General features: G+C 62.8%; 6 protein-coding genes and 1 tRNA gene. 2 read left to right on the forward strand and 5 right to left on the reverse strand.

Features of this window, described 5'->3' with window-relative positions:
- Positions 1–104 precede the first annotated feature (104 nt).
- Entirely contained in the window at positions 105–884 is a 780-nt protein-coding gene (locus AC1Q5P_RS01005; RefSeq protein ID WP_156135716.1) for an NAD kinase, read from the forward strand.
- Between the two features lie 80 nt (positions 885–964).
- Positions 965–1039 (forward strand) — tRNA-Asn (locus tag AC1Q5P_RS01010).
- Between the two features lie 86 nt (positions 1040–1125).
- Here AC1Q5P_RS01010 and AC1Q5P_RS01015 read toward each other — a convergent pair.
- The 5 genes from AC1Q5P_RS01015 to secA form a co-directional block, all read right to left on the reverse strand.
- Positions 1126–1449 (reverse strand): hypothetical protein, encoded by a 324-nt coding sequence (locus AC1Q5P_RS01015; RefSeq protein ID WP_492478036.1) that lies wholly within the window; start codon positions 1447–1449, stop codon positions 1126–1128.
- Between the two features lie 112 nt (positions 1450–1561).
- Complete coding sequence (locus AC1Q5P_RS01020) at positions 1562–4645, reverse strand: CHAT domain-containing protein (protein ID WP_492517902.1); 3084 nt, start codon at positions 4643–4645, stop codon at positions 1562–1564.
- Positions 4642–12978: a hypothetical protein gene (locus AC1Q5P_RS01025; protein ID WP_492517903.1), complete on the reverse strand. Its 8337-nt coding sequence runs from the start codon at positions 12976–12978 to the stop codon at positions 4642–4644. The genes AC1Q5P_RS01020 and AC1Q5P_RS01025 overlap by 4 nt, the downstream gene beginning before the upstream one ends.
- The gene (locus tag AC1Q5P_RS01030) at positions 12978–14675 is read right to left on the reverse strand and encodes a ShlB/FhaC/HecB family hemolysin secretion/activation protein (protein WP_492478033.1); all 1698 of its coding nucleotides are present in this window, start codon (positions 14673–14675) and stop codon (positions 12978–12980) included. The genes AC1Q5P_RS01025 and AC1Q5P_RS01030 overlap by 1 nt, the downstream gene beginning before the upstream one ends.
- A 257-nt stretch (positions 14676–14932) precedes the next feature.
- A complete protein-coding gene (gene secA / locus AC1Q5P_RS01035; protein ID WP_062344563.1) occupies positions 14933–17668 on the reverse strand; it encodes a preprotein translocase subunit SecA in 2736 nt (911 codons plus the stop codon).
- Between the last annotated feature and the right edge of the window lie 47 nt (positions 17669–17715).

Consider the following 17715-nt stretch of genomic DNA (forward strand, 5'->3'; position numbering starts at 1 on the left):
GGCAAGCCCCCGCTCCAGTACTTTTGTGCATTGCGCGGCTTCAGTTAGCCCCATATCCCCTCTCCGGTACGATGCAGTCGCGTCAGATGGGGGCTTTGATACTGATGCCGGACTTCACTCGCCTTGCGCTTGTAGCTTCGCCCAGCGAGCGCGCCCAGGACGCTTACGAGAGCCTTCTGAAGAGCAGGAACTGGGTTTCTCTCGATCAGGCAGAGGCGGCCGTGGTCATCGGCGGCGACGGCTTCATGCTGCAGACACTGCACCACATGCTCGATATTGACCACGTCGTGCCGGCCTTCGGGCTCAATCTCGGCACAGTGGGCTTCCTGATGAACAAGTACCGGTCGAGCCGTGGCATCGAGGAGCGACTGGCCAAGGCCACTCAGATCTCGGTCTCGCCCTTGCGCATGACTGCGATAACCAACTCGGACGAAGAACATTCGGTCTGCGCGATCAACGAAGTCTCGATCCTGCGCGAAACCCGCCAGACCGCCAAGCTGGAGGTCAGCGTCAACGGCAAGGTGCGCATGCCCGAACTGGCCTGCGACGGCGTCCTCGTCGCTACCCCTGCTGGCTCCACCGCCTACAACCTCTCGGCCAACGGCCCGATCCTGCCGTTGTCCTCGAACATGCTGGCGCTGACGCCGATCAGTCCCTTCCGTCCGCGCAGGTGGCGCGGCGCGATTCTGCCCGACACCTACGAGATCGTGTTCAAGGCGCTCGAATCGGTGAAGCGGCCGGTTCTCGTCGTGGCCGATCAGAAGGAAGTGCGCGATGTCCGCGAAGTGCGTGTGAAGGCTTGGCCCGAACACCGCCTTACCCTGATGTTCGACCGTGGCCAGAGCCTGGAAGACCGCATCTTCGCCGAGCAATTCATGGTCTGAGCAAAAATCTCGAAACAGGTGCTTGCCAAACGAGAATCGCCTGTTATTAGCGCGCTCCTGCCCCGGGGAACTGGGGCTGCTCCCTGATAGCTCAGCGGTAGAGCTCTCGACTGTTAATCGAGCGGCCGTAGGTTCGAATCCTACTCAGGGAGCCACTTTCTTCCAAGCAATTCAGCATCATGCCCCGCCCTTCATTCAGGGCATAGCGGCTGCGCCGGTGTTGGCTGGCTTTGCCCTTGCCTCAGTGAAACACGCCTAACCTGCCCTGCAGGATGGCATCGAGCACTGCGGGATGGAATGGTTCGACAAACCGCAGCCTGATCCTGAACGCTGCACTTTCCTCGACAATCGCCGCCCGTGATTCGAGCCCCGTGAAGGTCAGCCATACCATGCTGCCCGGGCTCGGATTCTCCAGACATTCGATCTGTGCGTGCGTACCGGTCAATTCGTGGGCGTTAACCTTGGCCCTGAAGATGCCGCGGCGATAGGCCGCCGGGATCGGACCCTCTGGAACGCCTGCAGAGTAGGGAGAGCGGCGTGCCGTGCCGTTGTTCTCAAGCCACATTGCGCATCTCCGATCCTGTGTTCCCGACAGGATTGAGGACGGCCCGTTAACCGCAAAGTTCAGCCCGCAGGATCACCTGCGGGCCTTTACGTACCAGCATCGAAAGCTGCGCTTATCGCGAAGCCTGCGTCGTCATCGGTGCATTGCCGGTTACCAGCGGCTTTGCGCCGTCGCCCACGATGATGAATGCAGCCCAATAGAAAGGATGGGACGTATTGGGATCGTCCATCAGCTTTTCCTGAGCCCCCTCCAGAGCACTTGCGAGTTCCTGCCCGGGCTTGGAATCGATGACACCGCCGATCAGACGCTTGGTGGCGTCGAAGTCGTCCGGCACCGGCCAGTGGCTGGCAATCACCGAACGCGCACCCGCGCCGACGAAAGCGCGGACCAGCCCGTCGAGCGCATAATTGCCGCCCGTGGTGACGCCCGCCTCCCGGCTCGCTGCAACCGTTGCCATCCCGGCTGTGTCGCAGGCTGAAAGGATCACAAGGTCTGCATTCAGCTTCAGGTCGAAGATTTCGCGGAAGCTCAGCAGGCCATCGGAACCCATGTCCCCGAAACTGGTCACCAGCGCGGGGCGTGCCGGGCAATCCGCGCGCGGAGCCGTGACAAGGCCGTGCGTCGCAAAGTGCAGCACGCGATACTGATCGAGGTCACTTTCGCTCAGCAGGGCACTGTCGCTGAACTGCGCATCGGTCTTCACCGCGCTACCACCCAGGCTGAGCTTCTTCTGCGCGAAGAACAGCTCGTCGGCCGAGATCGGATTCTGCCACGTGGCCAGCGGCCAATCGCATTCATCCGCCACCGCCGCCATCGGCCGTTGCGTGGGCTTGGCATTATGCCCTAGTCCCAGGTAATTTCGCGGCGCCCCGGAGGCTGCGAGCTTCCGAATATCGAGAAATCCGCGCGGGCTCACCGCAATCGAAACCTCGCGCCCACGGCCCAGCCACTCGACACCGGTGAAGTCGAAGGGATCGCCGTCCGGGCTCTCCATCCGCTTCTTGTATTCCGCGACGCCCTTGTCGCCGGTTACCAGAACCGTTGGCGGAAGCTGCAGCATGGCGCCATCCGGTTCGAAGATCAGATGACGCGTGCCGGGCAGCAAATCCTCAACCTGTCCGAACACGGCCTTGTAGAGCGCGCGGGACTTGTCGAGGTCGAAGGGATAATTGACCTGCTGGCCATTCTCGACCTTCACGATCGTATCGCGAATGTCCTGAACCTGCCTGGCCAAGGCCGCTGGCGTCAGGCCAAGGTCCACGACGCGCGCATCGCCACTTGTCGCAAACAGACCATAGGCGCGGTCGCCCACCAGCATCAGCTTGTAATAGGATTCCCCCGGCTTGAGTGCGGCCTGCAGTTCAGCCAGCTCAACGCCACGCGGCGCCAGCACGTTATAGCGCGGAAACGCCGCCAACTTGCTTACCAAAGCCGTCTGGTCGCGACGCAATGAGGCAAGGTTGTCCTGCGCCGCAACCAGCGCGGCTCTCTGCTTCTCGTCAGGCATGGCAACCGCTGAAAGCTGTTCGACCAGAGCCTCGGTGCGGGCGATGTCACGGGTGCGGACCAGCGACAGACGGAACAGCGCCGCTGCCTCGTCATTGCCTTCTGACATCTGGCGCGCCAACACTGCCTGCGTCTGGGCAACGCCCGGACGCTGAAGCACTTGCGAGGCCACAAACGTTGCCTTGGCTGCATCTGGTCCGTTGCTCTTGGCCAGCAACCCGAAATAGGGTCCGAGCAGATCGCGCAATGTCGTCCCGGCATCGGGGACCGACAGGCTTTCCTCGACGACTTTTCCATAAAGCGCCAGGGCTCCGGCCTCGTCGCCGCTGCGGCCAAGCCACGCCGCTTTGCGGGCCTGCGTGGCCAGCAAGGCCGGTGATTGCGGGAAGGATGCACCGATCAGGGCAATTGCCCGGTCGAAAGCCGCACCGCTGTCAGCCTTGCGGCCCTGCGCTTCGGCCAGCAATGCCAGCTCTATCTGGATTTCTGCACGCAGCCAGCCGGCGGAGGCAACGCGCCCGCCCCTTACCGCTTCGAGCCTCCGGCTGGCGCCTTCAAATCCTGCCACTGCTTCATCCAGCCTGCCTTGAACGCGCGCCGCCGTTGCCTTCAGGGCATCGGCTTGCGCATCGAGGATCTCTGCGCGCTCAAGGTCCGTAAGCCCGGGATCGACCGCCCCCAGCCGCTTGAGCGACGAACTCTCGCGGTTGATCTGTTCGGCCAGCGGCGCATTGATCAACCCAGCCGCAAGGCTGGTCCGGTCATAGACGTCCCCGACGGCGCTTACGGGCGTTGCCAGTTCCTTCAGCGCAGCCGCAGCCTTGCGCTGGTTGAGCCGGTTGATTGCACGATAGTTGCGGATCAGGCGCTGCGTCACGCCGTCCCCCCGCGAAAGCGCTCCAGCTGCTTGTGAAAGCAGGCGGTCGGCTGCCGTGAAGTTGCCGAGATTGGATTGCTGCAGGCCCTGATTGGCCAGGGCTTCTGCAAGTCCTGCCCCACCGGTCGAGCGATCACGACTGGCCAACGCCTCGAAAAACTCCGAGGATTCGGCAAAGCGGCCGCCATTGTTGCGCAAATACCCTTCGTCCCGCGCACCGAGGCGATCCAGTTGCCCCGCCTGCACGCGCGCGAAGGCGGCAGGATCGCTGACCTCGGTCGTCGCCACGCGGATTTCGCCCGGCACCGGACTGTCGCTGACAACGCTCGCGAGAGCCAGTCGCAGCGCCGGATCATAGCCTGCAAGCCCTTCAACAAAGTAGGTGGTCCCGCCGCGCTTCACCGCATAGCGTTTGTATTCGACATTGGCGTTCTGGTCGCGGCAGTTCACTGCGCTAACCCGGCCCAGCGTTTCGATCGCGACGCTGCCTTCGCCCCCGCAAGCCAAAGTCACGCCGGGAAGGCCGGTGGGCTCGTTGCCCATGGAGATGTCCCGCCTCACGGCAATCAGACTGCCCACTGCCCCGGCGGCGTCTCGACAACTGACCCGGTAACCACGATCGAAGATACCGCCCAGCCGCTTGTCCAGCGGAGCATTCTGCGCGGTGCAGGTCACACCCGAGCTGCCAACACGGAACGAGTTGCGGATCGACAGAGGCTGCTGCCCTTCGGCCGCCTGCAACGGCGTTGCCGCCGATGCCAGGAGTGCCGCCATCATGGCGCTGCTGCGAATTGTCTTTATGCGCGCGTTCACTGGGCGTCTCCTTCCGCGCTGTCCTCGTTCACGACCGACCCGATCAGGGCCGGATTGCCACTGCCGGCCACCGGTTGCTCGATTTGCCCCACGGGATCGAGAGGCTTGCTGTCGATCAGCTGCGGTGGCGGAGCGATTGGGCTGGAGGCTGCATCCTCCCCTTCGGTAGCCCGCTCCTCCTGCTGCTGCTCTTCCTGTGCAGGATCATCGCTATTCTCGTCAGAGGTCGGCCCAGACGGTTCTTCGACAAACGCCGGCGTGCTTCCCAGCGTTTCGTTGGAGATAATTTCAATCTGGCCCGAAATAGACCCGATGGTATCGGGGCCCTCCATGGCAGAAGCGCATGACGCCACGGAGAACAGGCAGCCGTTGATCTGGCTGTCAGCCGTGAAGGGCGTGAAGTCGGCGTCCGGCGAATTGACCACAAGGCCGTGTGCCGCCGCTCCGGTAACGATTCCGTCAGGGGTCTGGAAAGCGCCATTGACAACAATGGAAATTGATCCTGCCGCCGAGTTGGTCGGCGCGGTCACATCGGTCAGGTCGGCATCTGCAAGGAAGCCAGCCGGATTGAGCGTCGTGCCGGTGTTCTGGATATAGAGCGTGCCTGTCGGATAAAGGTCCAGCCCCAGGCTGCGAAGCACCCCTTCCGGTCGCTGGACAGATGCCGGCGCATTCAACTCTGCGATCCGGCCTTCGTAGAATGGATCTGCCGCAAGTTTTTCGAGAATGCTGCCCGACGCTACATGGATATGGTCCGCATTGATCTCCAGAACGCCACCAAGGGGGGCAGTGCTCCCCAGTTGGCTGGCCGAAGTAAGATTGATCGATCCTGTCGCGGCATCCAGCTCGAAACGGCCCGTCGTGAATTCGAGAACGTTGGACTGACCAAAGCCGGTCCCGGTAATCGCGCCGACAACACGGATTGCGCCGCCCGGTATCTCCGTCTGCAGTTCGCCCGAGGCAAAGATGACTCTGCCGGTGGTGCCCGCCACATTGGTCGATCCGATGGCTCCCCCCGCCACCAGCGAAACGTTACCAATCAACATGTCCGTTGCGTTGGCAGAGCGATCCACCGCAGCGATGACCAACTCGCCGGTCGAGACGAGGCCGATCTCGGCATTGCTCAGTGCGTATCCGCCATTTGCGGCTAGCCCATCCCCGATCAGCGCGGTCCTGGTCGAATTGGAGATCAGGTCGACAAAGCCCGTCTCCGCCGTCTGGATACCCGAAAGGATTGTCTGGCCGGTCGGAAGGGTCGCGTTACCGTTGTCGATAATCGAAATGTCGCCGGACACGATCCGGACCTGCGTGGCCAACCAGCGCCGTGCCACCGTCGCTGTTCCGGCGGCCTCGATCTTGATGTCGTTGAAGGACCGCATCCCTGCGCCGGAGAAGTCGCCCTCCGTGGCTACTGCGATCCGCCCGGCAATCGCTACATTGCCGATGGTGACATTGCTGCCGGTAGCTGCCGGGGTCGCCGCAAAGATTGCCGGGTAGTTGATACTTCCGGGCTGCGCGGTGGTCGGCAGCATGGAACTGCTCGCAATCAACAAGCGGCCCGTGGCATTCGTCAGTTGGCCCGTCGCGCTGAACACGGCCCCTGCCAGAGCGGTCTGGACGGATGCGGTTCCCCCTGAAAGCAGCACCACATCCCGGCCTCGCACCGTCCCGATATTAAGCGCCGTGGCGCCACTTGCGAGGATGTCGCTTCCCGAAACGAGTGAGGCTGCGGTAATCGACTGATTGCGCGAGATAATCTCGATGCGATCGTTCTGCGCCTGAAGGCTCGAGAAGGTCAATGGACCGTTGGCCGTTATCCCTATCCGGCCGCCAGAAAACACGTTGCCCGTGGTCACCCCGGTCCCGGCGGCGATCCGCAACGAACCGACGCTTGAATTGTTGGAGATCGTCACCGCCCCGGTCAGGGCCACCGGCGTCGCACCGAACACCAGTTCCTTGTCGAACCCGTTCGTGGTCTGCCCCGAAGCCTGCATCGAACTGTTGGCGACGAGCGCGCGGTTGATGACATTGAGACCGGTTATGGAGAGGTCACCAACCGAGCCGAGCAGTACGTCATACCCGACAACGGTACCAGTGCCGAGACCGCCACCGGACGCAACGCGGACGTCTCCGCTCGAGGTCAGGTTGCCAGTGCTGACATTGCCATCGGCCGCGATCGAGATCAGCCCCGCTCCGCTGGCGGTTGGCGTGCCCGAGCCCGCCGAGACTTGCCCGACAGTCAGGCTTCCGCCCGCGGAAAATCTCAATGAGTTGGAAACCGACAGGTTGCCGGTTGTCAGATCGCCTCCCGCGGCTGCTGTGAGGCTGCCGGAGCCGGACGAGTTTGTGATCCGGACTGCTCCACCTACTGCGACGGGCGCTGCTCCAAATACCAGTTCCTTGTCGAAGCCATTGGCCGTCTGGCCCAGCGCGGCCATCGAAGCGTTGGCAATGAGGTTGCGATTGACGATCGAAAGACTGTCGATGGTGACGCCAGTTCCGGCCAGAAGCAGGGTGTCGTAGGCTCGCACGAAGCCCGTCGTCACGCTGCCAACGGCACTGATTCCAGCGTCCGAAGCTGCAAAGATGGAACCTGTCTGGACGCTGCCGCCAGACGTGATCCCGACCGAATAGAGATCGCCGTTGCTGCTGTTCGGCGTGCCCGTTCCGGCCGAGATATTGCCGGTCGTCACGCTGCCGGCCGACTGCACGGTGACAGATGTCGCTGCTGTCATGTTGCCGGTCACGGTGACGCCCAGCGTCTCGAGATCTATGGAATCGCTGGATGTCAGGTCGCCAAGGCTTATGGCCCCTCCCGCCGTCACGTCGATTGCGCCGACGGCGAAGAGAGCACCCAGATCGATCCGCCCCAGTGCCTGCAGCGTTAGCGAGCCCTGCGTCGACAGGTTGGCATAGCCGACAATATCCTGGCCCGAAGAGAGGCTCAGCGAATTGGTGCCAGTCAAAGTCCCGACGCTTGCCGGAGCCGTGCCCGGAAGAACCCAGTTGCCCGCGTCGATTGCCACATTTGCGGCTGTCAGCGTGGACTGATCGAGCAGGATCGAGAATGCATTGGGCGTCGAGAGGAACAGGCTGCCCGATAGGTCCGCGGTGGAGTTGGTCAACGAAACGTAGTCCGCAAGAGCGCCTGCAGCCACGTTATCGGCGATCGCGACGAACGAAGCATTCGTACCAGTCAAGCTGCCGCCATTCATCTCCATGTCGATGGCATCGCCGATGATGGTGCCGGTTCCAGAGGTCGCCCCCGTGCCTCCGACCGCAATCGCGCTGAAGCTGAGATCGCCTGCGGTCAGGCTGCCAAGTTGGCCCGGCTGCTGGAACCGGTGGGTAACCACCAGGGCCGCACCAGAAACCCGGTCGGTCGCGACATTAGTGCCTACAGTCGCATTGCCGCTGGAACCTGCAGTTGCGCCGTCACCCCCATTGCCGCCTGTCCCATGGGCGTTGAAACTGCCGCTGCCTGTGATGGTTACCTGGCTGCCGCGAACGAGCAATGTCGATCCACCTGCCGCCCCAAGGGCACCACTGCCGCCCGTTCCGAAGGACAGATCGCCTGCACCGCCATCCCCGCCGACGCCCGAAGCGCTGGTAAGCACAGACCCGAAGGTGGCCGATCCGGAGTTGATCGCGCCTGTAGCGAGCCCGCTGGCGGTTCCGAGTTGGACTCTACCGCCGGCACCAGCACCACCTGCTCCGCCGTTCAATCCGTCACCCCCGCCGCCGCCGAAGCCACCGGTAGAGACGTTGACGGAATTGATCTGCAACTGGCCATTGCCTGCAGTGCCAAAGATCAAGGCCGTTCCGCCAGTAGCATCGCCACCCGCGCCGCCATTGCCGGTGGGAGACGAGGCCAATCCGCCAAAGCCCCCAAATGCCGATGAATCGGCAACAAGATTGCTGATGGTTACAGAACTCGCGCCTTCGAGCGCGCTGTTGGCGAACACTTCGACCTCGCCACCTTGCGCAGCGCCGCCTGCGCCGCCGAACTGGCCGAAGCCGCCAAACCCGTCAGCGGTTGCGAATGTCTGGCCGAGAACGAGCGTTCCCTGCCTGGCCGAAATTCCGACGAACCCGCCGGTACCGACGCCGCCGGCAAAACTGTCGCCGCCAGTGCCTTCGGAAGTCACGAACGTGAACCCGCCGATGTCGATGCTACCGTTGTTGCCAAGGTCATCAGGCGTGCCGACCGTCAGCAATGCGGTGCCCCCGGTACCCGCGCCGCCGAGGCCGCTCGGTCCGTTGAGGTATCCGGCACCACCAAAGCCGCTCGCTTCGATGGTGGCGCCGCCGTCGATGGTGATACTTCCACCGTCGCTGTAAAGACGGCTTGTACCGCCGGTTCCGTTACCACCGTTGGCCCCGACATCGCGGCCAGCGCCACCCGTGCCGTCCGAGTAGATGGCCAATGTGCCAGAGATGCCCGCGGTGCTTGTCCCCGACGCGGTGAAGGATGCGTTACCACCCGCGCCGTTGCCACCGCTGAGCGACGTAAACTGATCGCCACCTTCGCCTGTCGCCGAAATCGTCACATCGTCGGCAGCGAAGGACAGGCCCGATCCGAGCCGCACGGCGATGTTGCCACCCGTGCCATTGCCGCCTGCCGCACCGTACGATCCGCCGCCGCTGCCGAATGCCGAAAGATTGAGGCCTGCGGTGAACGATACCTCGTTCCCGGTGGTCGCGCCGTTCGAACCCAGATTGATGGAGCCGCCCACAGCCGTTCCACCAGCCGCGCTGCATGTAACGCCGCAAGTTCCGCTGTTGCCGCCGGTGGCATCGGCAAGCGCATTGAACCCGTCAGTGGAGGAGAGGAGACTGCCGCCACGGTCGAACAGCAGGTTGATCGTCCCCCCTGTCGCCGAGCCGCCATTTCCGCCAGCGCCGGGCGTCGGACCTTCGCCTCCGTCTCCGCCTGCGCCGCCAAGCGCACCCGCGTTGATGATGACGAAACCGAGTTCGTATCCGCCTGCTCCGCTGCCGCCTGACGCCGCGAAAGAATTGAGATTGATCTGTCCGCCAAGCGCGGCCCCGCCGTTTCCACCGCGGTCACCGGTGGGAGAGTTCATCGTTCCCAGAGCGCCGCTGCCGCCAACGCCGGACGCATTTGCGTTGAGTTGACCAGTGCTGATCAAGCCACCGTCGACAGCCGCATTCAGATTGATCGTGCCGCCCTGCCCGAGGCCGCCGTCGCCGCCGACTTCTCCTATGGGTTCACCCGTCCCGCCCGTTCCGCCACGGCCAGTCGTGCTGATCGAGACTGTAGGCGCGGTGATAAGCGTGGGCGCGGTCAGACTGGCGTTGGCATTCAGAGAAATGGTGCCGCCGCGTCCGGTGCCGCCATTTCCTCCGGACTGGCCATCACTACCTACTCCTTCGGAAAAAAGGTTCAGGCCGTCGAAGGAATCGACGGTCGAACTCCCGACTGTGAACGTAATCGTTCCGCCTTGCCCATCTGCGCTGGACCGACCGCTACCGGCGTAACCGGTCGCCTCGAAGGTGACGCTGCCAGTCTGGCTGAGGTGAACCGTGCTGCGGTTGGCATTGAACGTAATCGCCCCGCCTGTCGCGCCGCCAGCGCTGCCGCCGGACGCAAAGCCAAACACGTCACCGCCTGAACCGATCGCGCCGATATAGGAGATGCCGCTGGTCGCGAACGTAGCGTCAGCGATACCAATATCGACCAGACCACCCTGGCCGAAACCGGCGATCATCCCCGGGCCGCCATAACCTTCTGCGACAAAGGAAAGCGAACCGCCGCCCGATAGTTGTCCGCCAGTCATGGCTATCCGCGCGGTGCCGCCTGTGCCCACGCCTCCCGCGCCGGTACCGTCAGACGCATCCCCGCCGCGTCCGGTTGCTGCGACGGCGATATCTCCGCTCGCCGTCAGCGATCCTCCGGTCGATACTCGCAGCCGCGCGAGCCCACCCGTTCCGTCCCCGGAGGCACCTGTGCCGAATTGACCGCCGCCGCTGCCGTTGGCAGACATGAACAAGTCGGTGGTCTGGACGGTGCCGCCGTTGGCGAAGACATCGACGGTGCCGCCAGTCGCGTCGCCCGCATCAGCCGTATCACCCGCGACGGCGCCGGTTGCATTTGCGGTCAGTGAAATGCCCGATGAAGCTGAAAGGGTCGCCCCGTTGCGCGCTTCGGCAGCTACGAACCCGCCTGTTGCCGGCGTGGTCAGACCGGTGCCAGAGGCGCCCGAGGCGTTCGCTGTTACGTCAAGGGCGCCAGTGATCGTTATACTGGTCGTGTTTGCGAAGAGATTGACCGAACCGCCGCTTGCACTGCCTGATGATCCAACCGATCCGAAACCATTGCTCCCGAAGGCCGAAGCGTCGAAACGCGCCAGTCCATTAATGACCAATCCGGAGCCGCTGGTGGCGATGGTGTAGATCGAAACATTGCCGCCAAGCGCTGAGCCACCGACAGTTGCACCATCTCCACCGATTGCATCTGCAAAACCATCGAGAGCCTGCAGCGACAGAGAGGCGGTATCGAGCGCGTAGACGCTGATCAGCCCCCCCGTGGCATTGCCGCCCGCGCCACTTGCCGAACTGCCCCCCTGCGCACGGGCTGACAGTGCCGAAGCAGCGCCGATGGCTATGGTGGAGTCACCGTTGGCGCGAATTGCGGCAAGCCCCCCCTGCGCACTACCACCGTCAAGCGCGCACGTGACACAGCCGGCACCGTCATATCCTCGCCCCGTGGCATCAAGGAGTGCAGTACCCTGAATGTTGACCTGCGAACCACCCGTACCGGTCGAAAGGATCCACGCAGTGCCGCCTGTCCCGGTTCCGGCGCCGGTGCCCGCGCTCTGCGCCTGGCCGCCAAAGCCAATCGCATCAAGCTGGACGTTACCGGCAATGTCGATCTGGCCGCCATTGTTCGACTGGATCTTGGCAAAGCCGCCCTGCGCGTCTCCGGCGTTGGTATCGGGCGAAATCGCTGGAGCGCCAAAGCCATTGGCGCTGAGGTGCACATCGCCCGTGACATCGATCGTGCCGCCATCAGTCGCATAAAGATGCGCGCTGCCGCCAACAGCAAGAACCGAAGCACTCGACCCACTTCTATCAGCATGGAATTCGACGTTGGCGCCGAAGGAAACCTGCCCACCGGCATTCGCAAAGACGCTGACGTCACCACCGGTTGAGCTCGCAAAGACGTTGGACGCGAAATCCAGACCTGCGCTGCTCCCCGAGCCAAGCTGAAACTGTCCAGTCAGCCGGGCTTCCAGGTTCGACGTGAAGTCGGCATCGCCACCCGAAATGTTTGCGAGCCCGGTTCCGCCCCCGCTGGAGGCGAAGCTCTGCGCGGTTCCGCCTGCCACGTCGTTACCGGCTGACAGCACGACGGTGTTGCCAATGACATCCGCCGCGCCTGCGATGTCGAATCCCAGCGAACTGCTGGCCCCGATGGCCATGGTGATCGCGTCGTTCTTGGGGACGGCAACCATGTAGATGCGATGGAAGAAGTCCGGGTTGGACGCCGCTGGGCCGGTTATCGTACCGTTGTTGCTCGCAACTGTGCCGGTTGCGCTTGTTCCGGAATCGACCTGAATGTCGAACAGGCCGTTGGGAGAAAAGGTGATTGTGGCAGCATCGGCAGCAACGAGCGCGGCGGAACCGTTGACAGTGATGGTGCCGTTGTTGGTAACCGCCGGCGCAACCATGGCGATGTAGGAGCCGTCCGTCGTCGCGCCGAGTTGAGCGCCTGCGCTGACCACGATCTGCGAGCCAGCCACGCTGACTGGCTGAAAGACATAGGCGCCGCTGGTGTCGAAGCTGCCGTCGGTCGTGCTGTAATTGAGATCCGATGTGGTGAGAACCAGATTGCCGACATCGAAGACCGACGATGCGCCAATGAGGATGCCGCCGGGGCTGTAGAAGAAGACAGTCCCGCCCGGAGCAGAGCCGCCCGCAGCTGATTGCAGACGAGAAACGACCGTCCCATCAAACTGGATTGCACGTGTCGATCCTGAAGGGATGATGCGGTTGAGCACCGCAAAGTCGCCGTTCGATGCAGGGTTATTGGTAAACGTAGCCGTCGTGCCGGCCGACTGAAATATGATTGGCCCGCCCGTTGCTGCGGTATCGTTCGGCGTCCAGTTGATGACTGCGCTCGGGCTTGAAACGACGATGTCGGTCGTGCCCGAACCGGTGTTGATCGAGACAGAGCCGAACGTCGATGTCGGCGTAGCCTGGAACGATTGCGCCTGCGCAACCGAACCCGATGCCGCCAGTGCCGTCGCCAGCGCAATTCCGGAAGCTGAAAGCAGTTGCTTGCGGGGGGCCTTTACATGAGCGCGCATCAGAAGTTCCTCCACGGCAGCAATCGCGTGGTCAAAGTCATGAGAAAGCGGGGCTTGGAACGGCGGGCCTGGAGGCCGACCTTTTCCAGGGGCACAGCCAGCGTCGCCTCCAGACGGAAGCGGGAGCCAATGTCGGAGCGGAAACCGCCACCTGCAGACGTCAGGCGGTCGGATCCCGCAAGCCCCTTGTTCCAGACCCACGCGGCGTCTGCGAACACGAACGGCTGAACGCGGATTTCCCGGCTGCTCCCGATCGGAAGGCGCGGTCCCCTGAATTCAGCCGTGGCGCCCACGGCATCGTCGCCGATCAGCTCTCCCGGATCGAACCCGCGACCGATCGTGAAGTTGCCGGTCGAGAATTCCTCGAACGCGAACAGCGGCTTGAAGGCGTACTGGGCACGAGGGGCGAGAAGAAAAGATACCTTGCCAAGCGCGCGCTCGTATTCACCCTGCCAGCGCACGACCGTAGCGGTTGGCGAGGCATCAGCACGGCTGGCAGGTAGTGCCGTGGCACATGCAGCGCCTGCGCACGGCCGCGTCGCGTCGAGGATGGCGAGCCCCTGGCGCGCTTCCAACGAAGACGCGAGGCGCCATCTCGGCTGGGCGTGGGACGTGTCGACGGCGTCCATGTCCAGTCGGCCCCATGCCACGCGGATCTTGTCCTGCGTGAGTGGCACGATCAGGTTGACGTCCTGATTGACCAGATCGAATCCACCGCTGAGCCAGATGTTTTGAGCGAGCGAGCGCTGGAGCGGATAACGGGCATGAAGGCTGGCATAGAGCGTACGCGCGTCGAGCGAGACATTGGCCGGAAGCCCCGCCACATCGGGCTTGGTCCAGGCATAGGTGAACTGGCCACCGACGACGAGGCCACGTGAGCCGGGGCGGAACTCATGGCTGCCCTGCAGGATATGCTGCTCCGAAAAATCGGACGTCGCATAGTAGGACAGCGTCGTGACATCTCCCATTCCCGTCAGCCCGTAGAACTGGCCGCGGAGCTGTCCGCCGAATCGACCGGTAGCCTCAGACGCAAGGTTCTGGATCGTCAGGTCGAGAGCATAGGGTTCGCGCAATACGCTCACCTCGGCCACGAGATCGCCCGCTCCGGTGCCTGCGGGCTTCAGCGTAAGTTGGACATTGTATCCCGGCAGATCGCGGGCCAGCAGAAGGTAGCGTTCGGCGCGGCGCTGATTGAACACTTCCTCGCCGGTCAGGGCGCCAAGGTATTGCTGCAGTTTCTTCTCGGCCCCTTGAGTCTCACCGCGGGCTCGGACGGTGGTGATCCGGGCATAGATCACTTCCATCCGGACCTGACCGTTCTCGATCTTCTGGGTCGGCACCTGAACGGCAGCAAGGTAGCCCCTGTTGCGCAGCATGGTTCCTGCAGCGTCACGGATCTGGCACAGGACAGAGATCGGCTGCGGCGTTCCCGCAAGCGGCTTCCACGTCTCCGAAAGCTCGTCCGGTGCGATCTCCTTCAGGTTGTTGAAGGTAACTTCGCTCAGCGTAACCCTGATGTCCGCATATTGCGGGTCTTCCAGCGGACAGGGCGAACGCTCGATCTCGTTCCTGACCGAAAGGCGTGGCGCAGATTGAGGAGCCTGCCCTGTGATGCCGCGAAGTTCATCGCGCGATGGCGGAGTAGTAGCCTGGCCGGGTGCCGATTGCGCGAGCGCCGGAACTGTAGTGGAGGCCATCGCCGCAAAGGCAAGAACGCCTCCGCTTGCCAGCAAGCTCCGCTTGCGCATCTCCCTGAACGTCATTCTGCAAGTGCCCCCGTCGGATAACTCTTCGACGCGGCCCGTTCTGTTCTGTTTATCGCTCGTTCATGTTTAGCAACAAATGCGGATCGTGCAATCGCCGAGGACCGGCGATTGCACAATAACATTTGTTTCAAGCCTTTGAATCAAATCGCCTTGACCGAAGACATCCTTGCAAAATCCGAAACCAGTGGTCAGGCGGCAACGCCATGGCAGTGCTTGTACTTCTGCCCCGATCCACATGGGCAGGGCGCGTTGCGGCTGATGCCCTGGCCCGCATAGGGATCCACCGCCGACGAACCGACGGTCAGCCCGCCGCCAGCCTGCGGAGGCAGAGCGCCGAACATGGTTGGCGCCGGCGCCAGAGGAGCCGCGTCGTTCTCACCCGTGAAAGGATCGATGTGGCTCGTAAGGAAATCCGGCAGTTCGGGCAGCTGGAATTCCTCGGACGGGCGAAGGCGGATCTCGCTGGTCGTGAGAATGCGCGTAACATCCTCGCGGATGGCATCGAGCATCTTCTCGAACAGGCCGAACGCTTCCTGCTTGTACTCGTTGATCGGCGTCTTCTGTGCGTAAGCGCGCAGGAACACGACCTGGCGAAGCGCGTCGAGCGTCGCGAGGTGCTCCTTCCAGTGATGATCAAGCCGCTCAAGCAGGATCGACTTCTCGAGGCTGCGCCAGGCCACCGGATCGATTTCGCCGATCTTGCGGTCCATATGCTCGTCGGCGAGCGTCTGGATGCGCTCCTCGATGGTATCCGGCTCGATCGCCTCTTCCTGCATCCAGTCCTCGATCGGAACCTCGAGGCCCAGAACATCGCGCACCCTGCCCTTGAGGCCTTCGACATCCCACTGTTCGGGATAGGAGCCGGGAGGGCAGGCGTCGCCGACGATGGCGTTTACCGTATCGTGACGCATGTCGGTCACGACATCGCCCACGGCTTCGGCATCCATGATGTCGGCGCGCTGCTCGTAGATGACCTTGCGCTGGTCGTTCATCACGTCGTCGTATTCGACGACCTGCTTGCGGATGTCGTAGTTGCGCGCCTCGACCTTCTTCTGCGCGGTCTCAATAGCCTTCGACAGCCACTTCGAACCGATCGCCTCGCCATCGGCAAGGTTGTTGTTCATCATCTTGGCGAAGAGCGTGTCAGGGCCGAAGATACGCAGCAGGTCGTCCTCGAGGCAGAGGTAGAACTTGCTCATGCCCGGGTCACCCTGACGCCCCGAACGACCGCGCAACTGGTTGTCGATGCGGCGGCTTTCGTGGCGTTCGGTGCCAATCACGCACAGACCGCCGGCGGCAAGCACCTTGGCCTTTTCCTCGGCGACTTCAGCCTTGATCCGGGCGATCCCGGCATCGCGCTCCGGGCCTTCGGGCAGATCGCGCAGTTCGTCCTCGATGCGGAACTCGACATTGCCGCCAAGCTGGATGTCGGTGCCGCGGCCCGCCATGTTGGTGGCAATGGTCACCGCGCCAAGGCGGCCCGCCTGCGCCACGATGTGCGCTTCCATCTCGTGGAAGCGGGCGTTCAGGACGTTGTGCTTCACGCCTTCCTTGGTCAGGAATTCGGAAAGCAGCTCCGACTTTTCGATCGACACGGTGCCGACCAGCACCGGCTGTCCGTTTTCGTACTTGTCGCGGATCAGCTTCGCGATGGCCGCGAACTTGTCGAGCGTGTTCTTGTAGAACTCGTCTTCCTCGTCGATGCGCTGCACCGGCACGTTCGTCGGGATCGAGACGACGTTCATCTTGTAGATGTCGAAGAATTCCGGCGCTTCGGTGGCAGCCGTGCCGGTCATGCCCGAAATCTTCGGGTACATGCGGAAGTAGTTCTGGAACGTGATCGAGGCCATCGTCTGGTTCTCGGGCTCGATCCGCACGCCTTCCTTGGCTTCTACCGCTTGGTGCAGGCCGTTCGACCAGCGCCGGCCGTCCATCATGCGGCCGGTGAACTCGTCGATGATCACGACCTTGTCGTCCTTGACGATATAGTCGATGTCTCGCTTGAACATGACGTTGGCCTTGAGAGCCTGGTCGAGATGGTGGACCACCATCGTGTTCTCGACGTCATAGAGGTTCGAGCCGACCAGCAACCCGGCTTCCTCGAACGCACGCTCGACCCACTCGACGCCATCTTCGGTGAGCGTGATGTTCTTGGTCTTCTCGTCCGCCTCGTAGAGATCGGGCTGGATCTGCTTCACGATGGCGTCAACCGAGATGTAAAGGTCGCTCTTGTCGTCGGTCGGTCCGGAAATGATCAGCGGCGTGCGCGCCTCGTCGATAAGGATCGAGTCCACTTCGTCGACGATCGCGAAGTTGAACGGGCGGTGCACCATCTGCGACCGTTCGTGCTTCATGTTGTCGCGCAGGTAGTCGAACCCGAGTTCGTTGTTCGTCGCGTAAGTGATGTCCGAATTGTAAGCCTCGCGGCGCTGCTCCTCGTTGAGGTTCGGCACGATCACGCCAACCGTCAGCCCGAGGAACCTGTAGAGCACGCCCATGGTCTCGGCGTCGCGGCGGGCGAGGTAGTCGTTCACGGTGACGACGTGGACGCCCTTGCCTTCCAGCGCGTTGAGATAGACCGCCAGTGTCGCAACCAGCGTCTTGCCTTCGCCAGTGCGCATCTCGGCGATCTCGCCGCGGTGAAGCACGATGCCGCCAATCATCTGCACATCAAAGTGACGCATCCCGAGCGTGCGGACCGAAGCCTCGCGGACTGTGGCAAACGCTTCGGGCATGATGTCGTCGAGCGTCTTGCCCTCGGCCAGCATCTGGCGCAGCTTCGGCGTCTGGGCAGCGAGTTCCTCGTCGGAAAGCGCCTGGAGGTGTGGTTCATAACCCGCGATCTGGCGAACGAGCTTGTCGAGCGACTTGACGTAACGATCGTTGGAAGAGCCAAACAAGGCCTTGGCGATAGAGCCGAACATGGGCGGATTTTCCTGTTGAATCTGTGATGTAGTTGGCCATGCGCATC

Source organism: Novosphingobium sp. GW835-FHT14H07 (genome assembly GCF_058793515.1).